Raw genomic sequence first — 22326 nt, 5'->3', positions numbered from 1 at the left:
CCACTCGCCGAGCGACTTCACATGAGCTTCGTTGACTTCAGTGCGGCCAGCATCTTCTGGTTGCTGTGTATGAACGGCCGGCGCAGCACCAGTCCGAGCAGGAGTGCAGGGATCGCGAACGATGCCAGCCAGCCGAGCGACACCCAGTAGTCGTTCTGATAGATGCCGGCGATGGCCGACCTCATCGCCGCCACAGCGTGGGTCGCGGGCAGGAACGGGCTGATGTTCTGGAACCACTGCGGCAGCACCTGAAGGGGGTAGGCGCCGCCCGACCCCGAGATCTGGATCACCAGCAGCAGCACCGCGAGCGCCTTGCCGGCGTTGCCGAAGGTGACCACGAGCGTGTAGATGATCAGGGTGAACACCAGGCCCGCGACCCATCCGGCGAGGATGAGCAGGAACGGATGCTGCGGCTGCACCTGCGTGAAGAAGACGCTGCCGAGGCAGACGAGAGAGCTCTGCAGGAACGAGACGAGCGCGAAGATGCCGAACCGTCCCAGATACGTCTCGGTGGGGGAGAGGTCGGGAAGGCCGGTGGAGCCGTCGCGCGGGGGATCGACGCGGATCGCGACCGAGGTGAGCAGCGCGCCGACCCAGAGCGCGAGCACGGTGTAGAGCGGCGTCATGGCGGCGCCGAAGCTGACGACCGAGTACACCGGCACGCGGGTCAGCTCGACCGGCTCGGCGAGATGCATCGCGAGGGCTCGCGGGTCGGCGCCGATCACTTTCGTCAGCTCGCTGAGGTCGCCGGTGTCGATCGCGGTCGACAGCGCTGCGCTCAGCTGGCTGAAGCGGGCTGCGGTGTCGGTGAGCGAATCGGAGATGCCGGTCGTCAGCCTCTGGGCATCCGCCAGTGCCGAACCGGTCGACGACGAGCCGGTGAGCGATCCGGCGGCCGACGACAGGTCGCCCGCGATCGAGTCGACGCCGGCGCTGATGCTCGACAGGGTCGAGGCGAGCGAGTCGAGCTTGGGCTGCAGGCTGTCGGTGTACGAGCGCCGGGCGTCGTCGACGGCGGCCTTCGCCTGGGCGGTGAGCTTCTTGATCTCATCGCGGGTCGCCTGACTCGACGCGTTCGAGTCGGTCACCTGCGACGCTGCCTCGTCCAGGCGGTCCTGCAGCGCCTGCTGGCGCGCGATGGCGGCGTCGATGCGCGAGAGCGTGGCGTCGAACGCGTCGACGAGGTTCTCGGGCAGCACGGGGCGCACGTCGTTCACGAGTCCGTCGCGCAGGTTCTGCTGCTGGTCGATCTGCACCTGCACCCGGTCGGCGAGGGCGCTGATCGTGCCGGCGGCGCTCGCCGACTGCGAGCCCATCGCGGCATACACGTCGTCGATGCTGTCGGAGACGCTCTGGTAGCTCGCGGAGGTCTGCGTCAGGGCGTCGCCGAGCGCGGCCGTCGACGACGACAGCACCTTCTTCAGCGACGCCGCGGCGTCCTTTCCGCCGCCGAACGCTCCTCGGGCGTCGCGCAGTGCGTCGCCTGATCCGGCGATGAGCCCCGAGGCGCTGTCGACCAGCGGCCGGCTCGACGCGATCAGCGAGGTGAACATGTCGGCGGTCGATGCACCCGCGCGCAGCTGCGCGCCGACCGAGTCGACGCGGGCCTGCAGCTTCGAGAGCGCGGCCTGGGTGTCGGCATCGTCGAGGTAGTCCGAGAGCGAGGTGATGATGTTCATCCCCGCTTCGCCGAGCGTCTTGGTGAAGACCTCGTTGATGCTCGTCGACACCTCGCTCGCGCCCTGGCCGGTGATCTTCGGCGCAAGCGCGTTCTTCTTCTCGTTGAGGTAGTAGTCGATGCGGGTGCGGTCGGCTCCGCTCGTGTAGAAGGTCATCATGTCGGCGCTGAAGGTGGGCGGCAGCACGATCGCGGCGTAGTACTCGCCCGAGCGTGTGCCGTCGACGGCGTCGTCTTCAGAGGTGATGACCCAGTTGAGGTCGTCGTTGGCGCGCAGCGCCGATACGACCTGCTCACCGACGTTGAGGCGGATGGGCACGAGGTCGCTCTGATAGCCGTCGTCCGTGTTCGCGACGGCGACAGTGAGGTTGCGGGTGTTGTCGAACGGGTTCCAGCTGGCGATGACGTTGAACCAGGTGAACAGCGAGGGGATGACGACGAGCCCGAACAGCACGATGACGGCCATGACGCTGCTGGTCGCGCGGCGGATGTCGTGCCGCATGACGGCGAGGATGCTGCTCACTTGTCGCCCTCCTTCTCGTGCGTCGTGGCGGTGTCGGTATCGGTATCGGTCCCTGGGGCTGGATCGGGTGCAGGGCCGGGTTCCGGATGCCCGGATTCGGCGTCGATGCCGTCGGCGGCGGTCTCGACGGGGGCATCCGCGTCCGGCGCCTGCGGGCCGTCGGCGGCGAACAGCTCGTCGAAGACCGCGGTGTCGTCATCGGGCTCGGCCTTCGTCCCGGCGACGTGGGTCGCATCCGCAGACCTGCCGTCCACGGCATCCGGATGATCCAGCACTGCGGTGCGGGCCGTGACCGGACCCGACGGGTCGGCCGCCGAGACGCCGGCCGCGGCGGCGGAGGCGGAGGTCGCGGCGCCGACCGGCGCGGCCTCACCGCGGTCGGCGAGCAGCTCGCCCCTCCCGGAGTTCTCGACAGACAGCGCGCGGCGCAGCTCGGCATCCGGCATCTCGCCGACCTCGGCGGCCTGCTCGATGCTCTGCTTGATGTACTCCAGCGTGACGACGAAGCCGATGAGCAGCAGGCACCACAGCGCAGCCAGGCCCAGCACGACCGCCTTCGCGTCGGGGATCAGCCACCCGCACAGCGCCAGCACCACGAGACCCGCGGCGCCGACGAGCAGAGTGAGCCGAAGGCGCGTCGTGTAGCGCTCGCCGAAGCGCTGGGCACGCTGAGCGACATCGGCGCGGAACCCGTCTCCGTCGGTGAGCGCGCGGATGATCTCGGGGGTGCGCCTGCGACCGGTGATCTGCACCTCCTCGCTGACCATGAGCTGCGTGTCGGCGAGACGGCGGTTGAACAGCAGGGCGAAGTTGCCGAGCCGGCCGCGCAGGAAGAGCCCGAGCAGCCAGGCGAGGGCGACGAAGATCGCCAGCGTGCCCATGAAGCGCCACCAGTGCAGGCCGTAGAAGCCGCTGATGGTCTCGCGCATCGCATCGATGCCGTACGTGAACGGCAGGAACGGATACAGCCCGCGGAAGAAGTCGGGCATCATCTCGATCGGGTACAGCCCAGAGGCGCCGGGGATCTGGAAGATCACCAGCAGGATGCACAGGCCCTTGCCCACGATGCCGAAGCACACCGACAGGGCGTAGATGATGCTGAGATAGGCGAGGCCGATGAGTATGCCGGTGCCGACATACGCGAACGCATTCGCCGTCTGCACGCCGATCACGAGGTTGCCGATGGTCACGAGCGCCGCCTGGAACACCACGATCGTCGCGAACAGCATCCAGCGGCCGACGTACGCCTGGCGCACGGTGATGCCCTCGACGCCTTCCGTGTCGACCTCGACGCGCATGATCACCATGAGCACGAACGCGCCGATCCACAGTGAGAGGTTGGTGAAGAGGGCAGCCATCGCCGAGCCGTAGGCGGCCGTCGAGAACATCGCGTTCGTGCTCACCTCGACGGGCGACGCCATGAACCGGGCGATCTCATCCGGCTCGAGGCCCGTGATGGTGCTGAGCTTGTTCCAGATCTCGGCCGAGCCGAGGGCGAGCACGTCGGTGCGCACCGTGCCGAGTCCGGTCTCTGCCGAGGCGAGGTTGCCGTCGAGCGCGGTGAGCGCGTCGGAGGTGCCGGCGAGCTGAGTCTTGAGGCCGGCGAGCAGGCTCTGTGCCTGGGCGACCTGGGTGCGCTGCGCGCCGAGGGCCGACGAGAAGGCATCGGCGCTCGACGAGAGCTGCGACATCGCCCGGTTCAGCTGCGGCACGCTCTGGGTGAGCGCATCGCGGATGGCCGTCGCCGAGGTGGCCGCCTGACCGACGGCGCCGTTCACGCTGTCTGCCGCCTTCGTGACCGAGGTGATGGTGCTCGACACGTCTTTGTTCAGCTGCTCGAGCTGGCTGAGCACCTGCCGGTCGGCCGCATTGCGCTCTTTGAGTGCGTCGATCGCGGCGCTCAGCCGCTCTGCTGCCGGCGAGCCCGGCTCGGTGCCGTCGAGCACGGCCTGCAGCTCGTCGAGAGCCGTGGCGTTGCTGTCGATCACGGCGGTCAGGTCGTCGACCGTCGTGCCGACGGCGACGTTCGCCTGCTGCAGACCCGCAGCGAGAGTGGCGATCGACCCGTTCATCTTCGCGGCCGCGTCGGCGATCAGAGTCGAGCCCGAGACATAGGCCGAGGTGACGCTGTCGGTGACCGCCAGCAGCTCCTGCTGCGCCTCGGCGGCGATCGCCTTCGCCTGACCGACGGCGGTCTGCACCTCGCCGAGAGTGCGATCGACCCTGCCGAGGGTTCCGGATGCCCGGTCTATGCCGCGCGCGGCATCATCGAGACCGCTCTGCAGCGTGGCGAGCCGATCACGCGCCGACGACACCTTGCCGGTCGCATCGTCGAGAGCGCTGACCGTCGAGTCGCGGGCGTCGCTGAGGCGGTCTTCTGCACTGAGGCCGGCGTCTTTGAGCTGCTCGCTGATGGCCTCGGCGACCGTCGAGACGAACGTGCTGTTGATCTGGCTGTCGAGCGTCGAGGCCCCGACGTCGGTGATCTTCGGCGCGATCGCGTTCGCCTTCTCATTGACGAAGTACTTCAGCTCGGGGCGCGTGAACTCGCCTGTGGTGACGCTGAGGAAATCGTGGCTGAAGTCGGGCGGGATGATGATCGCCGCGTAGCTGCGTCCGCTCCGCACGGCATCCATCGCGTCGTCTTCATCGACGAACTCCCAGCCGAGCTTGTCGTTCTTCTTCAGCTGGTCGACGAGCTCGCCGCCGACGTCGATGTGACCCGTGAGATCTGACGACGCCCCGGCGTCCTGGTTGACGATCGCGACGCTGACCTGCTGGGTGTTCGAGTACGGATCCCAGAAGGCGACGATGTTGAACCACGCGTACAGCGAGGGCGTGACGATGACGCCGATGATGATGATCCACGCCTTGCTGACGCGGGCCAGCCGGCCGAGGTCACGACGGTAGACGTTCCAGGCGTTGGGGCGGCCGGTGGTCTGGGTGTCGCTCACGCGGGGATCTCCGTGATGTCGGGGTGGGCGGCCAGCAGCTCGTCGGTCTCGCGCCACGAGAGTCCGGCGATGCTGAGCACGGTGCGCACGGCGAGATCGGCGGCGCCGCTGCTCGACGCGTCGGTTCTGGAGACGACGGTGCGTGCGACCTCTTCGATCAGGCGGGCGAGGGTGGGAGCGGCGACGTCGGTGCGGAAGCCGCCGTCTTCCTGACCTCGCTGCACGAGGCTCGCAACGGCACGGCGCAGGGGCGCGAGGGCTGCGGCTGTGTGCTCGACATGCGCCTCGTCGAGTGCGAGCGCGGCGGCGAACTGCACGTGCGCGGCCTCCTGCCACAGCCGCGCGGCGAGCCGGGCGAGAGCGATGCGCGAGTCGGCGTCGGTGATCGACTCGGCGATCGCGTTGAAGCGCTGGGCCCCTGTGACGATGATCTCGCGGATCAGAGCGTCGCGGTCGTCGAAGTGACCGTACAGCGTGCGGCGGCTGAGACCCGCGCTGCGCGCGATGACGTCGACACTCGCATGCGGATCGTGCGCGAGCGTGCTGCGCGCGGCGTCGAGGATGCCGGCGCGGTTGGCGCGCGCGTCGGAGCGGGCAGGACGGGTGGGCATGCCTCAAGGATAACTATGTTGCACATGCGTGTGCAACATAGTTCGGTGAACTCTCAGGTCGCTCGGCCGGGGCGTTCACAATTCAGGAACTTTGCCCCGCATGGGGCCCGATCCTGCCGTTCTCGGGGCGGCACAGCGGGCTGCTCCTGAGTTGTGAACGCTGAAGCGGGCTGACGGCACACAGAAAGAGGGCGGATGCCGAAGCACCCGCCCTCCTCGAGACGTGGGTATCAGTCGGTGCCGGAGTCGAACGCCGCGCCCTCGGACGCGAGGTCGACGGCCTCGGCGAGCTGCTCGTCTGCCGTCTCGGATGCCGAGATCTCGGCCGCACCACCCGCGGTGACCTTGCCGACGAGCTCGCCCGTGGCGCCGCCGACGAGGCCGAGGCCCGCGTACTGCTCGAGGCGCGAGCGCGAATCGGCGATGTCGAGGTTGCGCATCGTGAGCTGGCCGATGCGGTCGACCGGGCCGAAGGCCGCATCTCCCACGCGCTCCATCGAGAGCTTCTCGGGGCCGTAGGAGAGGTTGGGCGACACGGTGTCGAGGATCGTCCAGTCGTCGCCGCGACGCAGACGCAGGGTGACGGTGCCCGAGATCGTCATGCCCACCCAGCGCTGGATCGACTCGCGCAGCATGAGCGACTGCGGCTCGAGCCAGCGGCCCTCGTACATCAGCCGGCCGAGGCGACGGCCCTGCTCGTGGTACGTCGCGAGGGTGTCTTCGTTCAGGATGCCGTTGACCAGGCGCTCGTACGCGATGAACAGCAGCGCCATGCCCGGGGCCTCGTAGATGCCGCGCGACTTCGCTTCGATGATGCGGTTCTCGATCTGGTCGCTCATGCCCAGCCCGTGGCGACCGCCGATGGTGTTCGCCTCCATGACCAGGGCCACGGGGTCGCTGTACTCGGTGCCGTTGATCGCGACCGGGCGGCCGCCCTCGAAGGTGATCGTGACGTCTTCGGTCTCGATCTCGACCGACGGGTCCCAGAACTTCACGCCCATGATCGGGTCGACGGTCTCGAGCGAGACGTTCAGGTGCTCGAGCGTCTTGGCCTCGTGCGTGGCGCCCCAGATGTTGGCGTCTGTCGAGTAGGCCTTCTCAGCCGAATCGCGGTACGGGAATCCGCGCTCGACCAGCCACTCGCTCATCTCCTGGCGTCCGCCGAGCTCGGTGACGAAGTCGGCGTCGAGCCACGGCTTGTAGATGCGCAGGCGCGGGTTGGCGAGCAGGCCGTAGCGGTAGAACCGCTCGATGTCGTTGCCCTTGTAGGTCGAGCCGTCACCCCAGATGTCGACGCCGTCGTCGCGCATCGCGCGCACGAGCAGCGTGCCGGTCACGGCACGGCCGAGGGGAGTGGTGTTGAAGTACGTCTTGCCGCCGGAGCGGATGTGGAAGGCGCCGCACGACAGGGCCACGAAGCCCTCTTCGACGAGTGCGGTCTTGGCATCCACCAGTCGCGACGCCTCGGCGCCGTACTCGAGTGCGCGGCCGGGGATCGAGGCGATGTCGCTCTCGTCGTACTGGCCGAGGTCGCCGGTGTAGGTGAAGGGCACGGCGCCCTTCTCGCGCATCCACGCGACGGCGACGGAGGTGTCGAGACCACCGGAGAAAGCGATGCCGACCTTTTCGCCGACGGGGAGGGACTGGAGCACCTTGGACATGCCGCCAAGTCTATCGGCGCTCGGCGTGTCGCCCCGGCTCGCGTTTCGCCGCTCGAATCGCCTGAATGGCGGGAATCCGGGCCGCCGGACCGCCATTCACGCGATTCGAACGCGGGGAGGAGGCGGCGTAGCCTGGGCCGCATGGCTGAAGCGGTGCTGTGGGGTGCGGTGGCGGCGTCGCCGCTGCTGGTCGGGGCGCTGCTGGCGCTCGTGCGCAGGTGGCCCGCTCGGCTGCTCGGCATCATCCTCGGCTTCGGCGCGGGTGCACTGATGGCATCGATCGCGTTCGAGCTGTGGGAGCAGGGCGTCGAGCTCGCCGGTCACGGGCCTCTCATCGCGGGCGTCGCCGCGGGCGCGCTCTGCTACTACATCGCCGCGCGCATCCTCGATGCGCGTCAGGCGAAGAGGAAGCAGGATGCCGGTGGGGGATCGCTCGCGGTAGGGGCGCTGCTCGACGGCATCCCGGAGCAGCTCGTGCTCGGCATCGGACTCGCCTCGGGCGAGGGCGTGGGAGTCGCTCTGGTCGTCGCGATCATCGTGTCGAACCTGCCCGAGTCGATCGGGTCGGCCTCCGACCTGCTCGAAGGGGGCATGCGCAAGGGACGCGTCGTGCTGCTGTGGGCGGGGGTCGCGGTGCTCTGCGCCCTCGCGACGGTGGCGGGGTTCGCCCTGGCATCCGTGGTCGGCGACGGCTTCCGCGCCGTGGCGAATGGCTTCGCGGCAGGAGCACTGCTGGTGATGCTCGTCGACTCGATGATTCCCGAGGCTCAGCAGAAGGCGAAGGAGTCGACGGGACTCGCGACGGTCATCGGCTTCGCGTTCGCCGCCTGGCTCGCGCTCGCCGCCTGAGGCGGGTCGCCCTCCCCGTTTCGAATCGCCTGAATGGCGCCTTGCCGGCCCGGAAAGCCGCCAGTTGAGCGATTCGAAGGCAGGAGGAGGGGCCCTCAGCCGAGGCGGGCCGCCATCCAGGCCGCCTGGCGCTGCCAGTGGATGCCCAGACCGCCCTCGTGCTGGTTGAACGGGTACTCCACGACCTCCGCGCCGCCGCGGTGGTGGTTGGCCGCGGCGTAGACGGTCGACGGCGGGCAGACCGGGTCCATGAGGGCGACCGAGTAGAACGCGGGCGCCTCGGCGCGGGCTGCGAAGTTCGCCCCGTCGAAGTACGACAGGGTCGTGAAGGTCTGCTCGACGGCATCCCGGTGCACCGAGAGGTACCGCACGATCTCCTGATACGGATCGGAGTCGGTCAGTCCGACAGCCCGCTCGAAATGGCACAGGAAGGGCACGTCGGGCATCACGCCGACCAGCCCGGGGGTGAGGCCGGCCGCGGCGATCGCGAGTCCGCCGCCCTGGCTGGTGCCGGTCACGGCGATGCGATCGGAGTCGACCTCGGGAAACGAGCGCACGGCATCGATCAGCAGCGCCGCGTCGGTGAAGACGCGCCGGTAGTAGTACTGCTCGGGGTCGTGGATGCCGCGGGTCATGAACCCGGCGACCGACGGGCCGGTGCCGTGCGGGTCGGGTGTCGCCCCGCCGGTGCCCCAGCCGCTGCCCTGCGCGCGGGTGTCCATGAACGCCCAGGCGTAGCCGGATGCCGCCCACGCGAGCCTCTCGTGCGGCAGGCCGCGCCCGCCGTTGTAGCCGTTGTACTCGACGATCGTGGGCAGCGGCCCGGTGGCTCCGGCCGGCACGACGAACCACGCGCGCACCCGGTCGCCGCCGAATCCGCTGAAGGAGAGGTCGTAGACGTCGACCAGGCTCAGCGGCGTCTCGATGCGCGTGCGCTCGGCGGGCTGCGCGACGGCGCGCGACTCGGCGAGCGTGCGCTGCCAGAACTCGTCGAAGTCGGCCGGTTCGGCGATCGTGGGGCGGTAGTCGTGCAGCTCGGCGGGGGAGAGGTCGAAGCGGGGCATGAGGTTCCAGTTCTGTGGGTCAGCGGGTGCGCTCGGCGAAGCGCTCGTGCAGCGGATGCCCTGAGCCGAGCCCCGCGAGGGCCACAGCTCCGTCGAGCCCTGATCCTGCGGGCGGCACGAAACGGGCATCCGGTCGCTCTGCCCGCACGGCGCTCTCGAAGGCCGAGCGGATGACGTCCGACCCGAACACCCCGCCGATGGCGCCGACGGCGGCGTCGGCAGGCGCGTCGGTGACCCGCAGCGCGGCGAGGATCGCGGTCGCGAGCTCTGCCGCGGCGCCGTGGCAGATGCGGATCGCGACGGCGTCTCCGGATGCCGCGTGCGCGGCCGTCGGCGCGGCGAAGGATGCCACGGTGCGCACGCGATCCTCGGATGACTGCAATGCGACGTACGCGGTCTCGAGATCGGCCCAGCGGCCCTGCACGTCGGCGGTCAGGGCGGTGGCGGGGCCGCGGCCGTCGTGCGCGCGCATCACGGCATCCAGCGCCGCACGGCCGATCCAGTAGCCGCTTCCGGCGTCGCCCATGATGTAGCCCCAGCCGTCGACGCGGGTCGAGTGCTCGGGGCCGACGCCGAGCGTCACGACGCCGGTGCCGGCGGCGACGACGGCACCCTGCTGATCGCCGAGCACTCCGAGGAACGACGTCACCGAGTCGTGCGTCACCACGATGCGGTGCACGTCGGCGAGGTCGGGGTGCTGCATCAGGGCATCCGCCTCATCGTCGGCAGACGTGAGACCGGAGACGCCGAACGTGACCGTGTGCGGCGCCTGCCCCGTCACCCGGGTGACCTCGGCGACGACTGCCGCGAGCTGCGGCAGCAGCGGGCGATCGGTGAGCACTCCGGGGAACAGCCACTCCTGGGCCGATCCGTCGGCCTCGACGAGGCGGGTCTTGATGCCCGTCTGGCCGGCATCGATGGCGATAAGCGTGTGCTCGGGCAAGTCGGGAGTCCCCTCGATATCGCGGGCCGCCGCGCGCGGCCAGATGCCAGCGTAGGACACCAGCGCCCGCCCGGGTGGCGAAGATGTCAAGCCCCCTTCGCCGCCCGCACGATCACGATGTACTGGTGAGCCACTCCGCCCCCGCGGCACCCGCCTCCAGCGAAGGAGAACATCGTGACCTCCCTGTGGCTCGACGACCAGCGTGAGCGCATCACGTCAGACACCTTCGATTCCGGCGCGCATTACGACGTGGTCATCGCCGGAGCCGGCATCACCGGCCTCACGACCGCTGTGCTGCTGGCCCGCGCCGGGCTCTCGGTCGCGGTGCTCGAGGCCAGGTTCGTCGGTGCCGTGTCGACGGGGCACACGACCGCGAAGCTGAGCCTGCTGCAGGGCAGCGTGCTCTCGGGCATCCTGTCGCGCGGATCGAGCCACGTTCTCAAGGCCTACGTCGAGGGCAATCGCGAGGGCCAGGCATGGCTGCTGCGGTACCTCGAAGAGCACGGCGTCGCGGTTCAGCACCGCGACGCCTTCACCTACGCCTCTACGCCGGACGGCGTGAAGAAGCTGGATGCCGAGTACGAGGCGTGCCGCAAGGCCGGCCTCGAGGTCGAGCGACTGCACGCCCTCGACCTGCCGTTCGAGACGCACGGAGGCCTTCGCCTGCGCGACCAGGCGCAGTTCGACCCGATGGACGTGCTGCGTGCGCTCGCCGCGGATCTGCGCGAGCGCGGCGGCGTGATCATCGAGGGTGCCAGGGTGAAAGACGTCGAGACGGGCGAGCCGAGCAAGGTCACGACCTCGCTCGGCGAGGTGTGGGCGGGCACGGTGGTGCTGGCCACGGGCATCCCCATCCTCGATCGCGGTCTGTACTTCGCCAAGGTGAAGCCGATGCGCTCGTACGCACAGGCGTACCGGGTGCCGGGCGAGCTGCCGCAGGGCATGTACCTCTCGATCGACTCGCCAGGGCGGTCGCTGCGCACGGCACCGGTGGGCGGAGAGAACCGCCTGCTGGTGGGCGGCAACGGCCACGTCGTCGGACGGGAAGACGACACGCAGCGGCTCGTTGACGACCTCGAGCAGTGGACTCAGCAGCACTTCCCCGGCGCGGTGCGCACCCACGCCTGGTCGGCGCAGGACTACCAGTCGATGAACCTGGTTCCCTTCGTCGGCTGGATGCCGCGCACCGGCAAGCACGTCGCGCTCGCCACCGGCTACAACAAGTGGGGCATGACCAACGGGGTCGCCGCGGCGCTGAGCATGACCGCCGACATCCTCGACGGCAACATCTCGTGGGCGCAGACCCTGCACCACCGGATCACCCTGCCGAAGGACGTCGCGAACAGCGTCGTCGCGAATGTGCAGGTGGCGGGTGAGCTGGCATCCGGATGGGCGGGAAGCCTTCACCCGCTGCCCGACGAGCCGCCCGCCGAGGGCGAGGGCGTCGTCGGCGCGGAGGACAAGGAGCCGGCCGCCGTCTCGACCGTCGACGGCGTGACGTGCAGGATGTCGGCCGTCTGCACGCACCTGGGTGGCATCGTCTCGTGGAACAGTGCCGAGCGTTCGTGGGACTGCCCGCTGCACGGCTCTCGCTTCGCCGCCGACGGCACGCTTCTCGAAGGCCCGGCGGTCGAAGACCTCAAGCCGATCGACGAGCCGGAGCTGCCCGGTGACGAGCACGTTCCGGTGGAGGACCTGCCGTAGGAGCCGGGTCAGGCAGTCAGAAGTCTGGCGCGCGACAGCCGCACCTCATGACCCCCAGCGGATGTCCGCAGAGGCGCATATGGATTGACGCCTCACGTACTTCACACTAATTTGACGGCCAGTTGTCAGCCGCGCCACGGTGGGTGGGACCTGGGGGGAGTCGTTATGGGCATGCATCAACGTCGACGACGGAAGCTGGGGATGGCGGCCGCGGTTCTCGCGATCGGCATGGGCGTCCTGAGTGCCGCCCCGGCACATGCTGTGGGGTCGTTCAAGGTGAAGGTGACGCCGTACCAGTGCACGCAGACCGACTACTCGGGGTACACCGCCGGTGTTCTGGGTGAAACCAGAAACGGTCCATCGACGTGCCTTGGGTCGAACAAGCTCACGGTGAAGATCAAGCTGGTCCGAGGAACCTCGTCCACCATCACGAAGACGTCCACCTACGGCGTCGTCTCGACGTCCCTGGGCGGCTCTGGTTCTCTCCTCGGCACGCACAACCTGTGCTGGCCGTATGTGCTCGCGACGACCTGCATGACCAAGTACACATGAGCCGCAGACCGATCGCGCTCGCTGCCCTGCTTCTCGTGGTCGTTCCGCTGTCGAGCGCGTGCGCTGGTGGCAACGGGGCGGACGCTGAAGAGGCGGGCGCCACGTCTGCGCAGGTGAAGGCGGTGGCTGAGGAAGCCGGATCCAACGGGTATTCCGAGCTCGAGGCCATGCTGGAGGACGGGAAAGTAACGAAGGGCGAGTACTGGCAAGGCATCCAGAATCTGAAGGGGTGCGTTGAGGGCCGCGGGCTGGGGTTCAGTGAACCTCAGCTCAGTCCTGTCACCGGGATCACCTACGAATTCACCATCAACGGCAACGGTCGAAGCGAAGAGCAGGTTTCTGCTGAGCTGACCGAATGCGAAGACCGATACTTCGGGTCCGGATTCTTGGAGCAGGCATACCGCGAGACTCACGCTCAGGTCATGGACCCGGCTTTGCGGTCGGCTGTCGTCGCTTGCATGGCGAAGGCTGGGGAAGCCGGCAATGCAGATGCTGCGAACCTCGCGGAGATCGCCCCTCTGGATGACGGTGATCGCACGCGGCGTGATGTCGCTGTCAAATGCGCAATGGAAGAGGGCCTCCGTCTCTTTCCGGAGTTGCAGACGATCTCCATCGCGGGCTGAGAGCGTCAGTAGCGAAGGATGCGTCCTATGAAGCAGGACCGACGCGGATCACGAAGTAGGCGTCTTGGACTGGCGCTGGGGCTCGCGCTGTGGGTCCTCACACCCCTCGCGCTGGCCGCCCACCTGTACATGAGATCGAACGATGTGCAGATTGTGGATCGGGAGTAAGTATGGACAGTGCCGGAGCCCTCTCAACAGGAGATCAAGGCAAGAGTCGGATTGGCACTCACCTGGGCGACTCCACCCGTAGCAGTGGCACCGGCGTGGGATGGCATCGTCCAGGGTGTGCGGGCATCGGCCGGAACGCGATTGGTCTCGGGCGACGTCTTCGTCAAGGTCCAGGGCGTCGATCGGATCCTCGCGACGACACCCGAGCCGTTCATCAGATCGCTGAGCCTTGGCATGCGGGGAGCCGATGTGGAGTCCCTCAATCAGCTTCTGAGAACCCGGAATCTGAGTCATGGCACGGGGGATGTCTTCTCACGCTCGACGCAGAACGGCGTGCGGGGGCTCGCGGAGTCGCTGGGGGCAGGCAGCGATGTCAGGATCTTCGACCCCAGCTGGGTGATCTTTCTTCCGCGCGACCAGACGGTCAAGGAGCTGTCTATCAACGTGGGGGCGCCTGCGCCCGGTGCAGGGACTCCGCTGCTCGTGCCGGCCGAGGAGCTCGCGTCGGCCAAGATCATCGACGCTGGAATCGCAGAGTCGTTAGCGCAGGGAGACGACCTCCCTCTGCCACCCGCAGACTCTCTTCCGGAAGGCACTGACGTCCTCGTGTCAGGCGAACCCCTGCGCCTGAATGATGAGCGCAATGCTGTGGATGCCGGATCCTTGGCGGCTTTGAACAGCGTTCTAGCCCCTGGCGGGAAGGCGGCGGTCATCGAGAGCAGATCCTCGCACGGGGCCACAGGATGGTCTGTGCCATCGGTCGCTCTGTACATCGACCGGGCTGGGCTCTCGTGCATCCTGGTGAAGCGCGACGGAGAGATCGTCGGGCTGGGTGCGGCCGTTGCATCAGTTCAGGGGTCACGCAGCGTCGTTCAGGCACCGTTGCGCAGCACAGACAAGATCGGAATGGACCCCACGATAGATCCGATGCCATGTTCGTGAGGCTCTCGGCAGTGGGGAAGTCCTTCGGTGACCGTGAGATCCTTCAGTCCGCATCACACGAGTTTCGCGGTCCGGGAAGCACGGCGATCATGGGACCGTCAGGTGCGGGTAAGAGCACTCTGCTGAGTCTCATCGCCGGTCTCGACGTCCCCGACAGCGGAAGCATCGAGCACAGCACGGAGAACGACGTCGCCTGGATCGTGCAGTCGTCGCCGCTTCTCACGCGTCGCACGGTATGGGAGAACGTCGCGCTCGGCGCGGAGTGCCGCGGGGTGGAAGTGCACCGCGAAAGCCCTACGGTGCGTGATGTGCTTGAGCGCCTGGCTATCGGGCCGCTGGCAGACGAACCAGTGGGAAGGCTGTCGGGCGGAGAGAGGCAGCGCGTCGCCGTAGCAAGAGGAATCGTCTCCGGAGCAGAGATTCTCCTCGCGGATGAACCGACAGCATCGCTCGATGCGCGCTCACGCAGCCTCGTGTGCGATGCGTTGCAAGCGGTCGTCGACGCGGGTCGGCTCATTCTGGTCGCCACTCATGACGAGTATGTCGCGCGGCGATGCGATGAGATCCTGAGCGTGGAGGGCGGGCGGATTCGTGTCCGTGCGTGAGACTCGGCATCGGCTGAGCATCCGTCGTTCTCTGCGAGAGACGACTGCGAATCTGCGCGCTCGTCGGCTACTTTCAGGTTTCGTCATGCTCGGGGCAGCGGCGTCGGGCGCTCTCGCGCTCGGTCTCACCAGCGCTGAGGTCACCCGGATTCTCGACCTCCGGGATGATCTCGTTTCGGCGGGCTCCACGAGCCTGATGGTGTCTGCTTCCCGTCCAGGAGGAGTCGATGCCGTGCGCTGCGAGCAGCTCAACACGGTGGAAGGCGTCCGAGCGGCGGGCGCCCGAGGATCCCTGCTGAGCTCTGAGGCGGATGGAGCGAAGGTACGAGCGGTCACGCGGGGCTATGCTCAAGCAGTTCTTCCGGGCATGGATCCTGCCTCCGAAGTGATCGCGGGCGCAACGGCGGCGGAGTCGCGGCATCTGATCTCGGGCTCGGGCATCACCTCTCCGGAGCAATCCATCGCACTCGAGGTGGACGCCGTCGCGTCACCATCATTGCGTGATCCCCGGGTCAACGCAGAGGTCCTCGTCATCCATCCGCCGACCTTCTCTGCGAACAGCTGTCTCGTCGTCGCGGAGCCGGACCGACATGCGGGCGTGGATGCTCTGCTGACAACGTGGTTCGGTGCTGACGATGTGCTCATCGCCCCGCTGATTGCGCGAGGGGATGTCACAGACTCCCCGCAATCGCTCCTCGAGTCGCGCCCAGGGCGCATGATCTCGGTCGTCGCAGGAGCAGGGTCCCTGATGATGCTTCTTGCCGCGTGGATGGTGCGCAGATCCGACTTCGCCCTCTATCGACTCTTGGGTGCAGAGGTCGGGGCGCTGACCGCCGGGCTCTGCCTCGAGGCGACTGTGCTCGTGGTTGCGCCTCAGCTGGCGACGTCAGCGTTCACCTTCTGCGCTTTTCCTCAGATGCACAGCGGTGCAGGGTTGGAGTCGGCGCTCCTCGCCGTCGGGCAACTGCTTGCATCGGATCTGGTGGCGGTGCCGCTCGGGATCGCCTTGCTCTTCATCAAGAACCCCTTCTCCCTGGTTCGCGAAGGGACGTAGGGTGCCAGCCGCGCTCGCTCCACGACCGGGCTGCGCGTCAGAACCCCGGATACTCCTGCAGTCGCTTCTCGAACTCGGCACGGTCGGCCTCGGGCAGCACGCGACGGGCGAAGACGACGAGCTGGATGCCTTCGAGCGGCTCGCCGGTCTGCTTCGCGATCGCCTCGCGCTGAGTGCGGAAGTCGCCGGTCGGATCGTTCGACAGATCGTACGCGTACGCGTAGAAGTACAGCGGGTCGGGGAAGGTGTCGCTGTAGTACTCCCAGGTGTGCTGCCGTGCGGGTTCGGTCGAGCCGTACAGCTTCGCCACCATGTCGGGTGAGATGCCGGTGTCGATCTCGTTCAGGGGGTACAGGTCGCTCATGCCTCGCTCGACCAGCACTTCGCCGATCGTGCGCATGATCTCCCGCTTGCGAGTGTCGTCTTGCACGGGCTGCTCGGTCGTCCACACCGTCGACGTGTACCTGCGCAGCATCGACTCGCCGCCGTAGCCGTTGCGTTCGGGGCTGACGTCGTCTTTGCCGTTCTGCACCCACGTGTAGCCGAAGCGATCCGAGACCCGTTCGCGGATCGCGGCCATCAGGGCATCGCCCTCGGCCTGCACCTCTTCCAGCGACGGGCCGCTCAGGGCATCCTGCGGCGAATGGTCCTTGACGCCGGGGTACGCCTCTTCATGCCGCTGCCGCTCGGACTTGGTGCCGTCGTACGCCTGATTCGCCGCCGACTGCAGGGCACCCATCGCGCCCACCGTCGCCACGTTGAAGACGAGCGAGACGGCGAGGGCGATCGCGCCCAGCATCCGGCCCCTCACGGTCAGCATGGCCGCCACGATCACCCCGACGATCGCCAGCTGCAGCACGAGCAGCGTCACTCCGTAGAGGGCGTCGGTGCCTCCGGCGAGCATGAGCAGCAGCAGGATCACCACGAAGATGGCTGTCGCCGAGATGGCGACGAGTCCGAGCGCGTTGACCCCCGCCTTGCGGCCGGCGGTCGCGGGGTCGGTGTAGCTGATTCCGGATGCCTGGGGCAGGCCGGCCGCGGCATCCAGCCCTCCCCGTGCACGGGCGGCACCCGCGTACCCTCCGGGCGGGGGAAGGGGCGGCGCCCCCTCGGCCCCGCCGACGTATTTGCTGCGCTGACGATCTACCACGGCTTGTCCGTTCCGCCGCCGCCTTCGCCGTCGCCGCCCTGGCCGCCGCCGAGCTGATCCTCGCGCTCCTGCGCGCCCTGGTTGAGACGGTCTTCGATGTCGTCGAGCTTGTCCTGCGGGGTCTCGGACTGCTCGCCCTCACCCTGCTCGGGCTGGTCCGGCTGCTCGGGAGGGGGCTGCTGGCTCTGCCGCTGCTTCTCCTGCTGACGCTGCTGGTTCTCGTCGAGCGTTTCGCTCATGTCGCGATCGGGCTGCGGCGACTGCCGCTGCGCCTCGTCACTGCTGCACTCCTCGGGCGTCTCGACGGTGATCTCGAGCGCCTCGCCGTACAGCTCGGCTGCCTTCGCAGCGTCACCGTCGGCCTGCGCGGCGTCGCCCTGCCGCTCGACGACGAGCGAGAGGTTGATCAGCACGGGGCAGACCTCGAGGCCCTGCGCGAGCGGAAGCGCCCGCTCGAGCTCAGAACGCGCGGCGTCGAGCTTCTCGGCCCCGGCGAGAGCGGTGCCGATGTTGTACGGCGCCCTGACCGGCTCGAACCAGTTGAGCACGTCCTGTCCGCGTGCGGCCGACTCCGACTCGGCGTACGCCCCCGAGACGAACGAGCTGATCGATGTATGCGCGAACGCGTACATGCTGAGCAGCTTGATCACGAGCAGCAGCGCGGCGAGCGTGAGGGGCAGCGTCGCGATCGCGACCCCGCGCCGGATGCTGCGGCGCCGGCGATTCACGGCGAGCAGAGCCGCAGCGGCGTCGGCGTACGTGGGGGAGGTCACGTCGGTCATGAGGTCGCCCCCTTCTCGCGTCGCGCGGAGGTCGAGAGCCCGCGCAGCCTCACGATCGACATCGTCGCGATGGCCACCTCGACGGCCAGCAGGGCGATCAGAGCGAGAGCGGCGATCCAGTACAGCTCGATGACGTTGCCGACCTCTCCCGAGGCCGCGTAATCGGTGGTGCTCGTCGGCGCCTGCGGCAGCTCGATCTCGGCATCCGCAGCCCGCAGCTGATACTCGACGCCGAGCTGCTCCGACACCTGGCGCAGAGCGTCTTCATCGATCACCGACATCGCCGGCGCGCCCTGGTACTCGATGTACTCGCCGGCCGCGGCACCGGCACCGGTCGTCTTCTTCATCGGGCCGCCGTCGGTCGTGCCGTAGCCGAGCACGGCACCGCCGTCGACGTACTTCGCACTCGACGCGAACGACTCCGGCTCGCGTGAGGCGGTCTGCTCGCCGTCGCCGAGGTAGAACACCATGCGCGCCCGCTCGGGTGATGCCTTGGCCGCCGCCGAGAGGGTGTCGGCCAGCATCCGGTTCGCGATGCCGATCGACGATCCGCGCGACTGGTCGGTGACCTCGGGGCGCATCACGTCGAGCGACGACATGAGCGCCGTGGCATCGGTCGTCAGCGGCAGGCGCAGCTGCGCCGCCGCGTCGAAGCTGATCAGCGCGAAACGAGCGCCGGGGTACTCGTCGACGATCGCCTGCACGTCGGCGCGCACGCCGTCGATGCGCGGCCGGTCGCCGGCCCAGTCCTCGGCGACGATGCTCGCGGTCGTGTCGACGACGATCACGACATCGGTGTCGGTCGCGAGCGTCTGAGAGGTGCCTCCGGGAATTCCAGGGCGCAGCAGCATCGCGAAGACGACGACGATCATGCCGAGGCGAAGCGCCCAGAGACCGCGCGATGAACCCTTCACGAGAGCGCGGATCACGAAGAACGCCGGCACTGCGCAGAGCAGCGCGAGCAGGATCGGATGCAGAACGGGCTGGAAGATCATGCGCGCCCCCTTCCGGCATCCGGGACGCTTCGGGTGTCGCGCACCCGTCCGGCGTCTCGCACGAAGACCAGCACGACGATGAACCCGAGCACGGTGACGAGCATCAGAGCGATCCACAGGTTAGGGCTGTCGACGAGCACCACCTGCGCCTGCCCCTTGAGAGCAGTCGCCTCCTGCTTCTGGATCTCGGAGATGATGTCGCCGACGGTCGTCGTATCGCGCAGCGCGTACGACTGCCCGCCGGTGATCGCGGCCGCATCCGAGAGCTGAGCGCTGACCTGCGCATCCTTGCCCTGCACGGGGTTGAGCGCGAAGACGCGCACGCTCTTCGACTTCGCGTACTGGGCGGCCTCTTCGATCGTGAGGATCGAGGCGCCGGCGAGCTCGTTGTCGGTCGCGAGGATCACCGACCGGCTGCGCTCGTCGTCCTGATGGTCGAAGCGCATGGTGCACGCGGCGAGGCCGTCGCCGATCAGCGAGGCACCAGGTCCGTTGAGCGTGCCGACCCAGTGCTCCGGCGTCTCGTCGCCGTAGTCGAAGCTGCCGCGCACGTTCTGCAGCTGCTCGCGCACGAAGGTGTAGTCGTCGGTGAGTGGGAAGACCTGCACGGGCGAGCTGTTGAAGATCGTGAGCCCGATCCGCTCGCCCTCGAAGCCCTTCAGCAGCTCTTCGAAGACGCTCAGCACCTCGACGTCGACCTCCGACATCGATCCGGACACGTCGAGGCAGAGCATGATGTCGCGGCTGGTGTTGACGGGCTGCACGGTCTTCGGCGCCATCGGGCGCGCGGCCACCACGCCGCCGAGCAGCACTGCGACGGCGCCGAGGGCGACGATGGCCGACAGCAGCGTCATCCGTCGCCGCACCGCAGTGCGGAACGACGGCAGCGCCCGCAGCCGCTCGGCCCGTGAGACGAGGGCTGCCGGGCGGTCGTCTCGCCGGTCGCGGGAGCGGATGCCGAGCAGCACCCCGACCACGATCGCCGCGACGAGCGCGCCGAGGGCGACCAGCAGCATCCACCACATGCTCAGTGCCATGTCGTGACCACCTTTCGGGCGGCCTCGGCACCGTAGATCGGATCGATCGCGGGGCCGCGCTGGAAGATGCTCGGGTAGTAGTGCCGGCGGATCGCGTCGATGAGTGCCGGGTCGACACCGCGGGCGACGAGATCGTCGAGGGAGAGCACCGGCGCCTCGAGCCCGGAGTACTCGTTGACGAACGCGCGCACCACGCGGCTGAGGTCGAGGTTGGCCTGTCGAGGAGGAATATTCCCAGAACGGTATGCATCTTCGATGCGCTGCACATCGGCGAGATACTCGCCACGCAGCTGTTCGAGCACCGCCGCGGTCGGCGGGGTGAAGGTCGTCTCACCCGCGAGATGGATGCTGCGTTTCGGCCGCGTGAGGAAGATCAGCAGCCAGGCCGCGGCGGCGAGCAGCAGCAGGATGCCAATGGCCAGCACCAGCCATCCCCAGCCGTACTGCGCGGGCGGATAGAGCTCGTCAGGAGCGGGCATGCGACCTCCTGTTGAGCATCGCGAGCAGCGCCGGAACCGCCGACGCCTGACCGCCGAACTCGGCGTGCGTGATCTCGAGCCGGCGCAGCGCGGCGTCGCGCCGGGCGGTGTGCGCCGCTTCGTCGGCGGCGAGCTCGGCCATCACGTCGACGTCGCCGTGCACGAAGTCGGGGATCAGCCAGTCGCTGTCGACGTCGCGGCGGTGCGTTCCACCCGAGCCGCGGCGGATCACGGGGTCGGCGTCGCGGACGGTCAGCCACAGCACGTCGTGCTGCACCTTGAGCCGTCGCAGCAGCCCCTCGGTCTCGCCGGTCATCGGAGCCTCGTCGGTGATGAGCACCACGATCATGCGGCGCGAGATGTTGCGCGCGGCGTAGCGCAGCAGGGCATCACGGTTGCCCATCGCGGTGGCCTCGTCGATCGCCGAGCTGATCGTGCGCAGCGCGTGCTCGAGCGCGCCCTCGCTGCTGCCGGTCGCCAGCCGGCGCACGCGGGCCGTGTCGCCGTAGACGACAGAGAAGTCGTCGCCGTGCCGCACGGTGAGGAAGCCGAGGGCGCCGGTCAGCAGCACCACGAGATCGCGCTTGCTCTGCTCGTCTTCGGCAAGGGCCTTCATGCCGCGACCGGAATCGACGAGGAAGAGCACCGTGTGCTTGCGTGTCGCCTTGGTCCGCTTGATGAGCGGTTCGCCCTGCCGGGCGGTCGCCCGCCAGTCGATGTCGCGCACCTGATCGCCGAACTCGTAGGGGCGCAGATCCTCGAAGTCGAGGCTGCGCCCGCGCAGCAGCGATGCGTACGCGCCGTCCAGCGCGTGCATCGACTTCTGCGACGAGCGGATGAAGAGCTTGCTCTTCACCTGGGTGATCAGGCTGGCCATGGCGCAGGTTACGGCGTGGGGACCGACGCGAAGATCTCGTCGATGATGTCTTCGCTGCGCACGCCCTCGGCATCGGCCTCGAACGTCAGCAGCACACGGTGACGCAGCACGAGGTGGCGGAGCGACCGCACGTCTTCCGGCAGCACGTGCGTGCGCCCGTTGAGCAGAGCAAGTGCCCGCGACGCCTGCAGGAAGGCGATGCTCGCGCGCGGGCTCGCTCCGTACTTGATGAACCGGGCGCGCTCCTCGCCGATGTACGGCGCAGGGTTGCGGGTCACATAGGCCAGCTGAACGATGTAGTTGCGGATCGCCGGGTCGATGTACACACGCGACGCGATGTCCTGCAGGTCGTGCACGTCATCGAGGCTGATCGCGCCGGGCACGTGCCGGTCGGGGTCGAGCGCGCCGGAGTCGATGCGATTGAGGATCTCGAACTCCTCGGCGGGGCTCGGATACTCGACGATCGCCTTCAGAAGGAAGCGGTCCATCTGCGCCTCGGGCAGCTCGTAGGTGCCCTCCTGCTCGATCGGGTTCTGCGTCGCGATGACGAGGAACGGCCGGGGAAGCGGATGCACCTCGCCGCCGATCGTCGTCTGGCGCTCCTGCATCGCCTCGAGCATCGCCGACTGGGTCTTCGCGCTCGAGCGGTTGATCTCGTCGAGCAGCACGAAGTTCGCATGCACAGGCCCGAGCACGGTGCGGAAGCTGCCCGTCGCGGCGTCGTAGATCTGGCTGCCGGTGATGTCGCTCGGCAGCAGATCGGGAGTGCACTGGATGCGCTTGAAGCTCGCCTTCACCGTGTCGGCGAGCGTGCTCGCGGCCGTCGTCTTCGCGAGCCCGGGCACCGATTCGAGCAGGATGTGCCCGCCCGCGATCAGCGCGACCAGCAGGCTCATCCGCAGGCGATCCTGCCCGACCATCTTCGTCGCGTACGAGTCGGAGATGACGGTGAGGATGCGCTGTGCGCGGGCGAGGTCGTCGTTCGAAAGCGGCGCTGCTCCGGCGGGCGCAGCGGGCAGGGGCGGCGGGGGCGGCGCCGATGAGGTCGACTCGGAAATCGGGAACTCAGACATCT

General features: G+C 68.3%; 20 protein-coding genes. 7 read left to right on the top strand and 13 right to left on the bottom strand.

Annotated elements, in window-relative coordinates:
* Positions 1-17: 17 nt before the first annotated feature.
* The 4 genes from AB0N59_RS03740 to argG all read right to left on the bottom strand — a co-directional run bounded on the left by AB0N59_RS03740 (position 18) and on the right by argG (position 7427).
* The gene (locus AB0N59_RS03740) at positions 18-2201 is read right to left on the bottom strand and encodes a YhgE/Pip domain-containing protein (protein ID WP_363478917.1); all 2184 of its coding nucleotides are present in this window, start codon (positions 2199-2201) and stop codon (positions 18-20) included.
* The gene (locus AB0N59_RS03735; RefSeq protein ID WP_363478914.1) at positions 2198-5155 is read right to left on the bottom strand and encodes a YhgE/Pip domain-containing protein; all 2958 of its coding nucleotides are present in this window, start codon (positions 5153-5155) and stop codon (positions 2198-2200) included. Before AB0N59_RS03735 ends, AB0N59_RS03740 begins: the two co-directional genes overlap by 4 nt.
* Positions 5152-5766, bottom strand: coding sequence for a helix-turn-helix domain-containing protein (locus AB0N59_RS03730; RefSeq protein WP_363478911.1), 615 nt, complete (start codon positions 5764-5766; stop codon positions 5152-5154). Before AB0N59_RS03730 ends, AB0N59_RS03735 begins: the two co-directional genes overlap by 4 nt.
* A 230-nt stretch (positions 5767-5996) precedes the next feature.
* Positions 5997-7427, bottom strand: coding sequence for an argininosuccinate synthase (gene argG, locus AB0N59_RS03725; RefSeq protein ID WP_363478908.1), 1431 nt, complete (start codon positions 7425-7427; stop codon positions 5997-5999).
* Positions 7428-7568: 141 nt separating this feature from the next.
* On the opposite strand from argG, the gene AB0N59_RS03720 reads away from it, so the two are divergent.
* A complete protein-coding gene (locus AB0N59_RS03720) occupies positions 7569-8276 on the top strand; it encodes a hypothetical protein (RefSeq protein WP_363478905.1) in 708 nt (235 codons plus the stop codon).
* Positions 8277-8371: 95 nt separating this feature from the next.
* Here the strand turns inward: AB0N59_RS03720 and AB0N59_RS03715 are convergent, their stop codons facing one another.
* Both AB0N59_RS03715 and AB0N59_RS03710 read right to left on the bottom strand, forming a co-directional pair.
* Complete coding sequence (locus AB0N59_RS03715) at positions 8372-9340, bottom strand: acetylxylan esterase (RefSeq protein WP_363478902.1); 969 nt, start codon at positions 9338-9340, stop codon at positions 8372-8374.
* Between the two features lie 19 nt (positions 9341-9359).
* Positions 9360-10283 carry a BadF/BadG/BcrA/BcrD ATPase family protein gene (locus tag AB0N59_RS03710; RefSeq protein WP_363478899.1) on the bottom strand — a complete coding sequence of 308 codons (924 nt, stop codon included), beginning with the start codon at positions 10281-10283 and terminating at the stop codon, positions 9360-9362.
* Positions 10284-10457: 174 nt separating this feature from the next.
* Between AB0N59_RS03710 and AB0N59_RS03705 the strand changes: the two genes are divergently transcribed.
* The 6 genes from AB0N59_RS03705 to AB0N59_RS03680 all read left to right on the top strand — a co-directional run bounded on the left by AB0N59_RS03705 (position 10458) and on the right by AB0N59_RS03680 (position 15931).
* Positions 10458-11987 carry an FAD-dependent oxidoreductase gene (locus tag AB0N59_RS03705; protein WP_363478896.1) on the top strand — a complete coding sequence of 510 codons (1530 nt, stop codon included), beginning with the start codon at positions 10458-10460 and terminating at the stop codon, positions 11985-11987.
* Between the two features lie 201 nt (positions 11988-12188).
* Positions 12189-12539, top strand: a complete 351-nt coding sequence (locus tag AB0N59_RS03700; protein WP_363478893.1) for a hypothetical protein — start codon at positions 12189-12191, stop codon at positions 12537-12539.
* Entirely contained in the window at positions 12536-13162 is a 627-nt protein-coding gene (locus tag AB0N59_RS03695; protein WP_363478890.1) for a hypothetical protein, read from the top strand. The genes AB0N59_RS03700 and AB0N59_RS03695 overlap by 4 nt, the downstream gene beginning before the upstream one ends.
* Before the next feature lie 219 nt (positions 13163-13381).
* Complete coding sequence (locus AB0N59_RS03690) at positions 13382-14272, top strand: hypothetical protein (RefSeq protein ID WP_363478887.1); 891 nt, start codon at positions 13382-13384, stop codon at positions 14270-14272.
* A gap of 11 nt (positions 14273-14283) precedes the next feature.
* Positions 14284-14877, top strand: coding sequence for an ATP-binding cassette domain-containing protein (locus AB0N59_RS03685; protein ID WP_363478884.1), 594 nt, complete (start codon positions 14284-14286; stop codon positions 14875-14877).
* Positions 14878-15244: 367 nt separating this feature from the next.
* Positions 15245-15931, top strand: a complete 687-nt coding sequence (locus AB0N59_RS03680) for a hypothetical protein (RefSeq protein WP_363478882.1) — start codon at positions 15245-15247, stop codon at positions 15929-15931.
* A gap of 37 nt (positions 15932-15968) precedes the next feature.
* On the opposite strand, the gene AB0N59_RS03675 is transcribed toward AB0N59_RS03680, so the two are convergent.
* From AB0N59_RS03675 to AB0N59_RS03645, 7 genes are read right to left on the bottom strand one after another with little or no spacing between them, the layout of a single operon-like run.
* Entirely contained in the window at positions 15969-17081 is a 1113-nt protein-coding gene (locus tag AB0N59_RS03675; RefSeq protein ID WP_363478879.1) for a phage holin family protein, read from the bottom strand.
* On the bottom strand, positions 17075-17863 hold the full coding sequence (locus tag AB0N59_RS03670) for a hypothetical protein (RefSeq protein ID WP_363478876.1): 789 nt from the start codon (positions 17861-17863) through the stop codon (positions 17075-17077). Before AB0N59_RS03670 ends, AB0N59_RS03675 begins: the two co-directional genes overlap by 7 nt.
* Positions 17860-18858, bottom strand: a complete 999-nt coding sequence (locus AB0N59_RS03665) for a VWA domain-containing protein (RefSeq protein ID WP_363478873.1) — start codon at positions 18856-18858, stop codon at positions 17860-17862. The genes AB0N59_RS03670 and AB0N59_RS03665 overlap by 4 nt, the downstream gene beginning before the upstream one ends.
* Positions 18855-19895 (bottom strand): VWA domain-containing protein, encoded by a 1041-nt coding sequence (locus tag AB0N59_RS03660; RefSeq protein ID WP_363478870.1) that lies wholly within the window; start codon positions 19893-19895, stop codon positions 18855-18857. The genes AB0N59_RS03665 and AB0N59_RS03660 overlap by 4 nt, the downstream gene beginning before the upstream one ends.
* The gene (locus tag AB0N59_RS03655; protein ID WP_363478867.1) at positions 19886-20374 is read right to left on the bottom strand and encodes a hypothetical protein; all 489 of its coding nucleotides are present in this window, start codon (positions 20372-20374) and stop codon (positions 19886-19888) included. Before AB0N59_RS03655 ends, AB0N59_RS03660 begins: the two co-directional genes overlap by 10 nt.
* Positions 20361-21251, bottom strand: a complete 891-nt coding sequence (locus AB0N59_RS03650; protein ID WP_363478864.1) for a DUF58 domain-containing protein — start codon at positions 21249-21251, stop codon at positions 20361-20363. Before AB0N59_RS03650 ends, AB0N59_RS03655 begins: the two co-directional genes overlap by 14 nt.
* 8 nt (positions 21252-21259) lie before the next feature.
* Positions 21260-22324, bottom strand: coding sequence for a MoxR family ATPase (locus AB0N59_RS03645; RefSeq protein ID WP_204975205.1), 1065 nt, complete (start codon positions 22322-22324; stop codon positions 21260-21262).
* Positions 22325-22326: the final 2 nt, after the last annotated feature.

This window comes from Microbacterium sp. NPDC089321, from assembly GCF_040684935.1.
In the GTDB taxonomy this organism is placed as follows: domain Bacteria; phylum Actinomycetota; class Actinomycetes; order Actinomycetales; family Microbacteriaceae; genus Microbacterium.
The sequence above is the reverse complement of the archived record's forward strand: the minus strand, read 5'-3'. Positions and strand labels throughout refer to the sequence as shown.

Excerpts from the sequence above, each read along its gene's own strand:
- AB0N59_RS03660 (WP_363478870.1), bottom strand. The coding sequence starts at position 19,895 with ATGGCACTGAGCATGTGGTGGATGCTGCTGGTCGCCCTCGGCGCGCTC.
- AB0N59_RS03715 (WP_363478902.1), bottom strand. The coding sequence starts at position 9,340 with ATGCCCCGCTTCGACCTCTCCCCCGCCGAGCTGCACGACTACCGCCCC.
- AB0N59_RS03695 (WP_363478890.1), top strand. The coding sequence starts at position 12,536 with ATGAGCCGCAGACCGATCGCGCTCGCTGCCCTGCTTCTCGTGGTCGTT.
- AB0N59_RS03670 (WP_363478876.1), bottom strand. The coding sequence starts at position 17,863 with ATGACCGACGTGACCTCCCCCACGTACGCCGACGCCGCTGCGGCTCTG.
- AB0N59_RS03645 (WP_204975205.1), bottom strand. The coding sequence starts at position 22,324 with ATGTCTGAGTTCCCGATTTCCGAGTCGACCTCATCGGCGCCGCCCCCG.
- AB0N59_RS03730 (WP_363478911.1), bottom strand. The coding sequence starts at position 5,766 with ATGCCCACCCGTCCTGCCCGCTCCGACGCGCGCGCCAACCGCGCCGGC.
- argG (WP_363478908.1), bottom strand. The coding sequence starts at position 7,427 with ATGTCCAAGGTGCTCCAGTCCCTCCCCGTCGGCGAAAAGGTCGGCATC.
- AB0N59_RS03680 (WP_363478882.1), top strand. The coding sequence starts at position 15,245 with ATGGATCCTGCCTCCGAAGTGATCGCGGGCGCAACGGCGGCGGAGTCG.
- AB0N59_RS03720 (WP_363478905.1), top strand. The coding sequence starts at position 7,569 with ATGGCTGAAGCGGTGCTGTGGGGTGCGGTGGCGGCGTCGCCGCTGCTG.
- AB0N59_RS03650 (WP_363478864.1), bottom strand. The coding sequence starts at position 21,251 with ATGGCCAGCCTGATCACCCAGGTGAAGAGCAAGCTCTTCATCCGCTCG.
- AB0N59_RS03665 (WP_363478873.1), bottom strand. The coding sequence starts at position 18,858 with ATGATCTTCCAGCCCGTTCTGCATCCGATCCTGCTCGCGCTGCTCTGC.
- AB0N59_RS03700 (WP_363478893.1), top strand. The coding sequence starts at position 12,189 with ATGGCGGCCGCGGTTCTCGCGATCGGCATGGGCGTCCTGAGTGCCGCC.
- AB0N59_RS03655 (WP_363478867.1), bottom strand. The coding sequence starts at position 20,374 with ATGCCCGCTCCTGACGAGCTCTATCCGCCCGCGCAGTACGGCTGGGGA.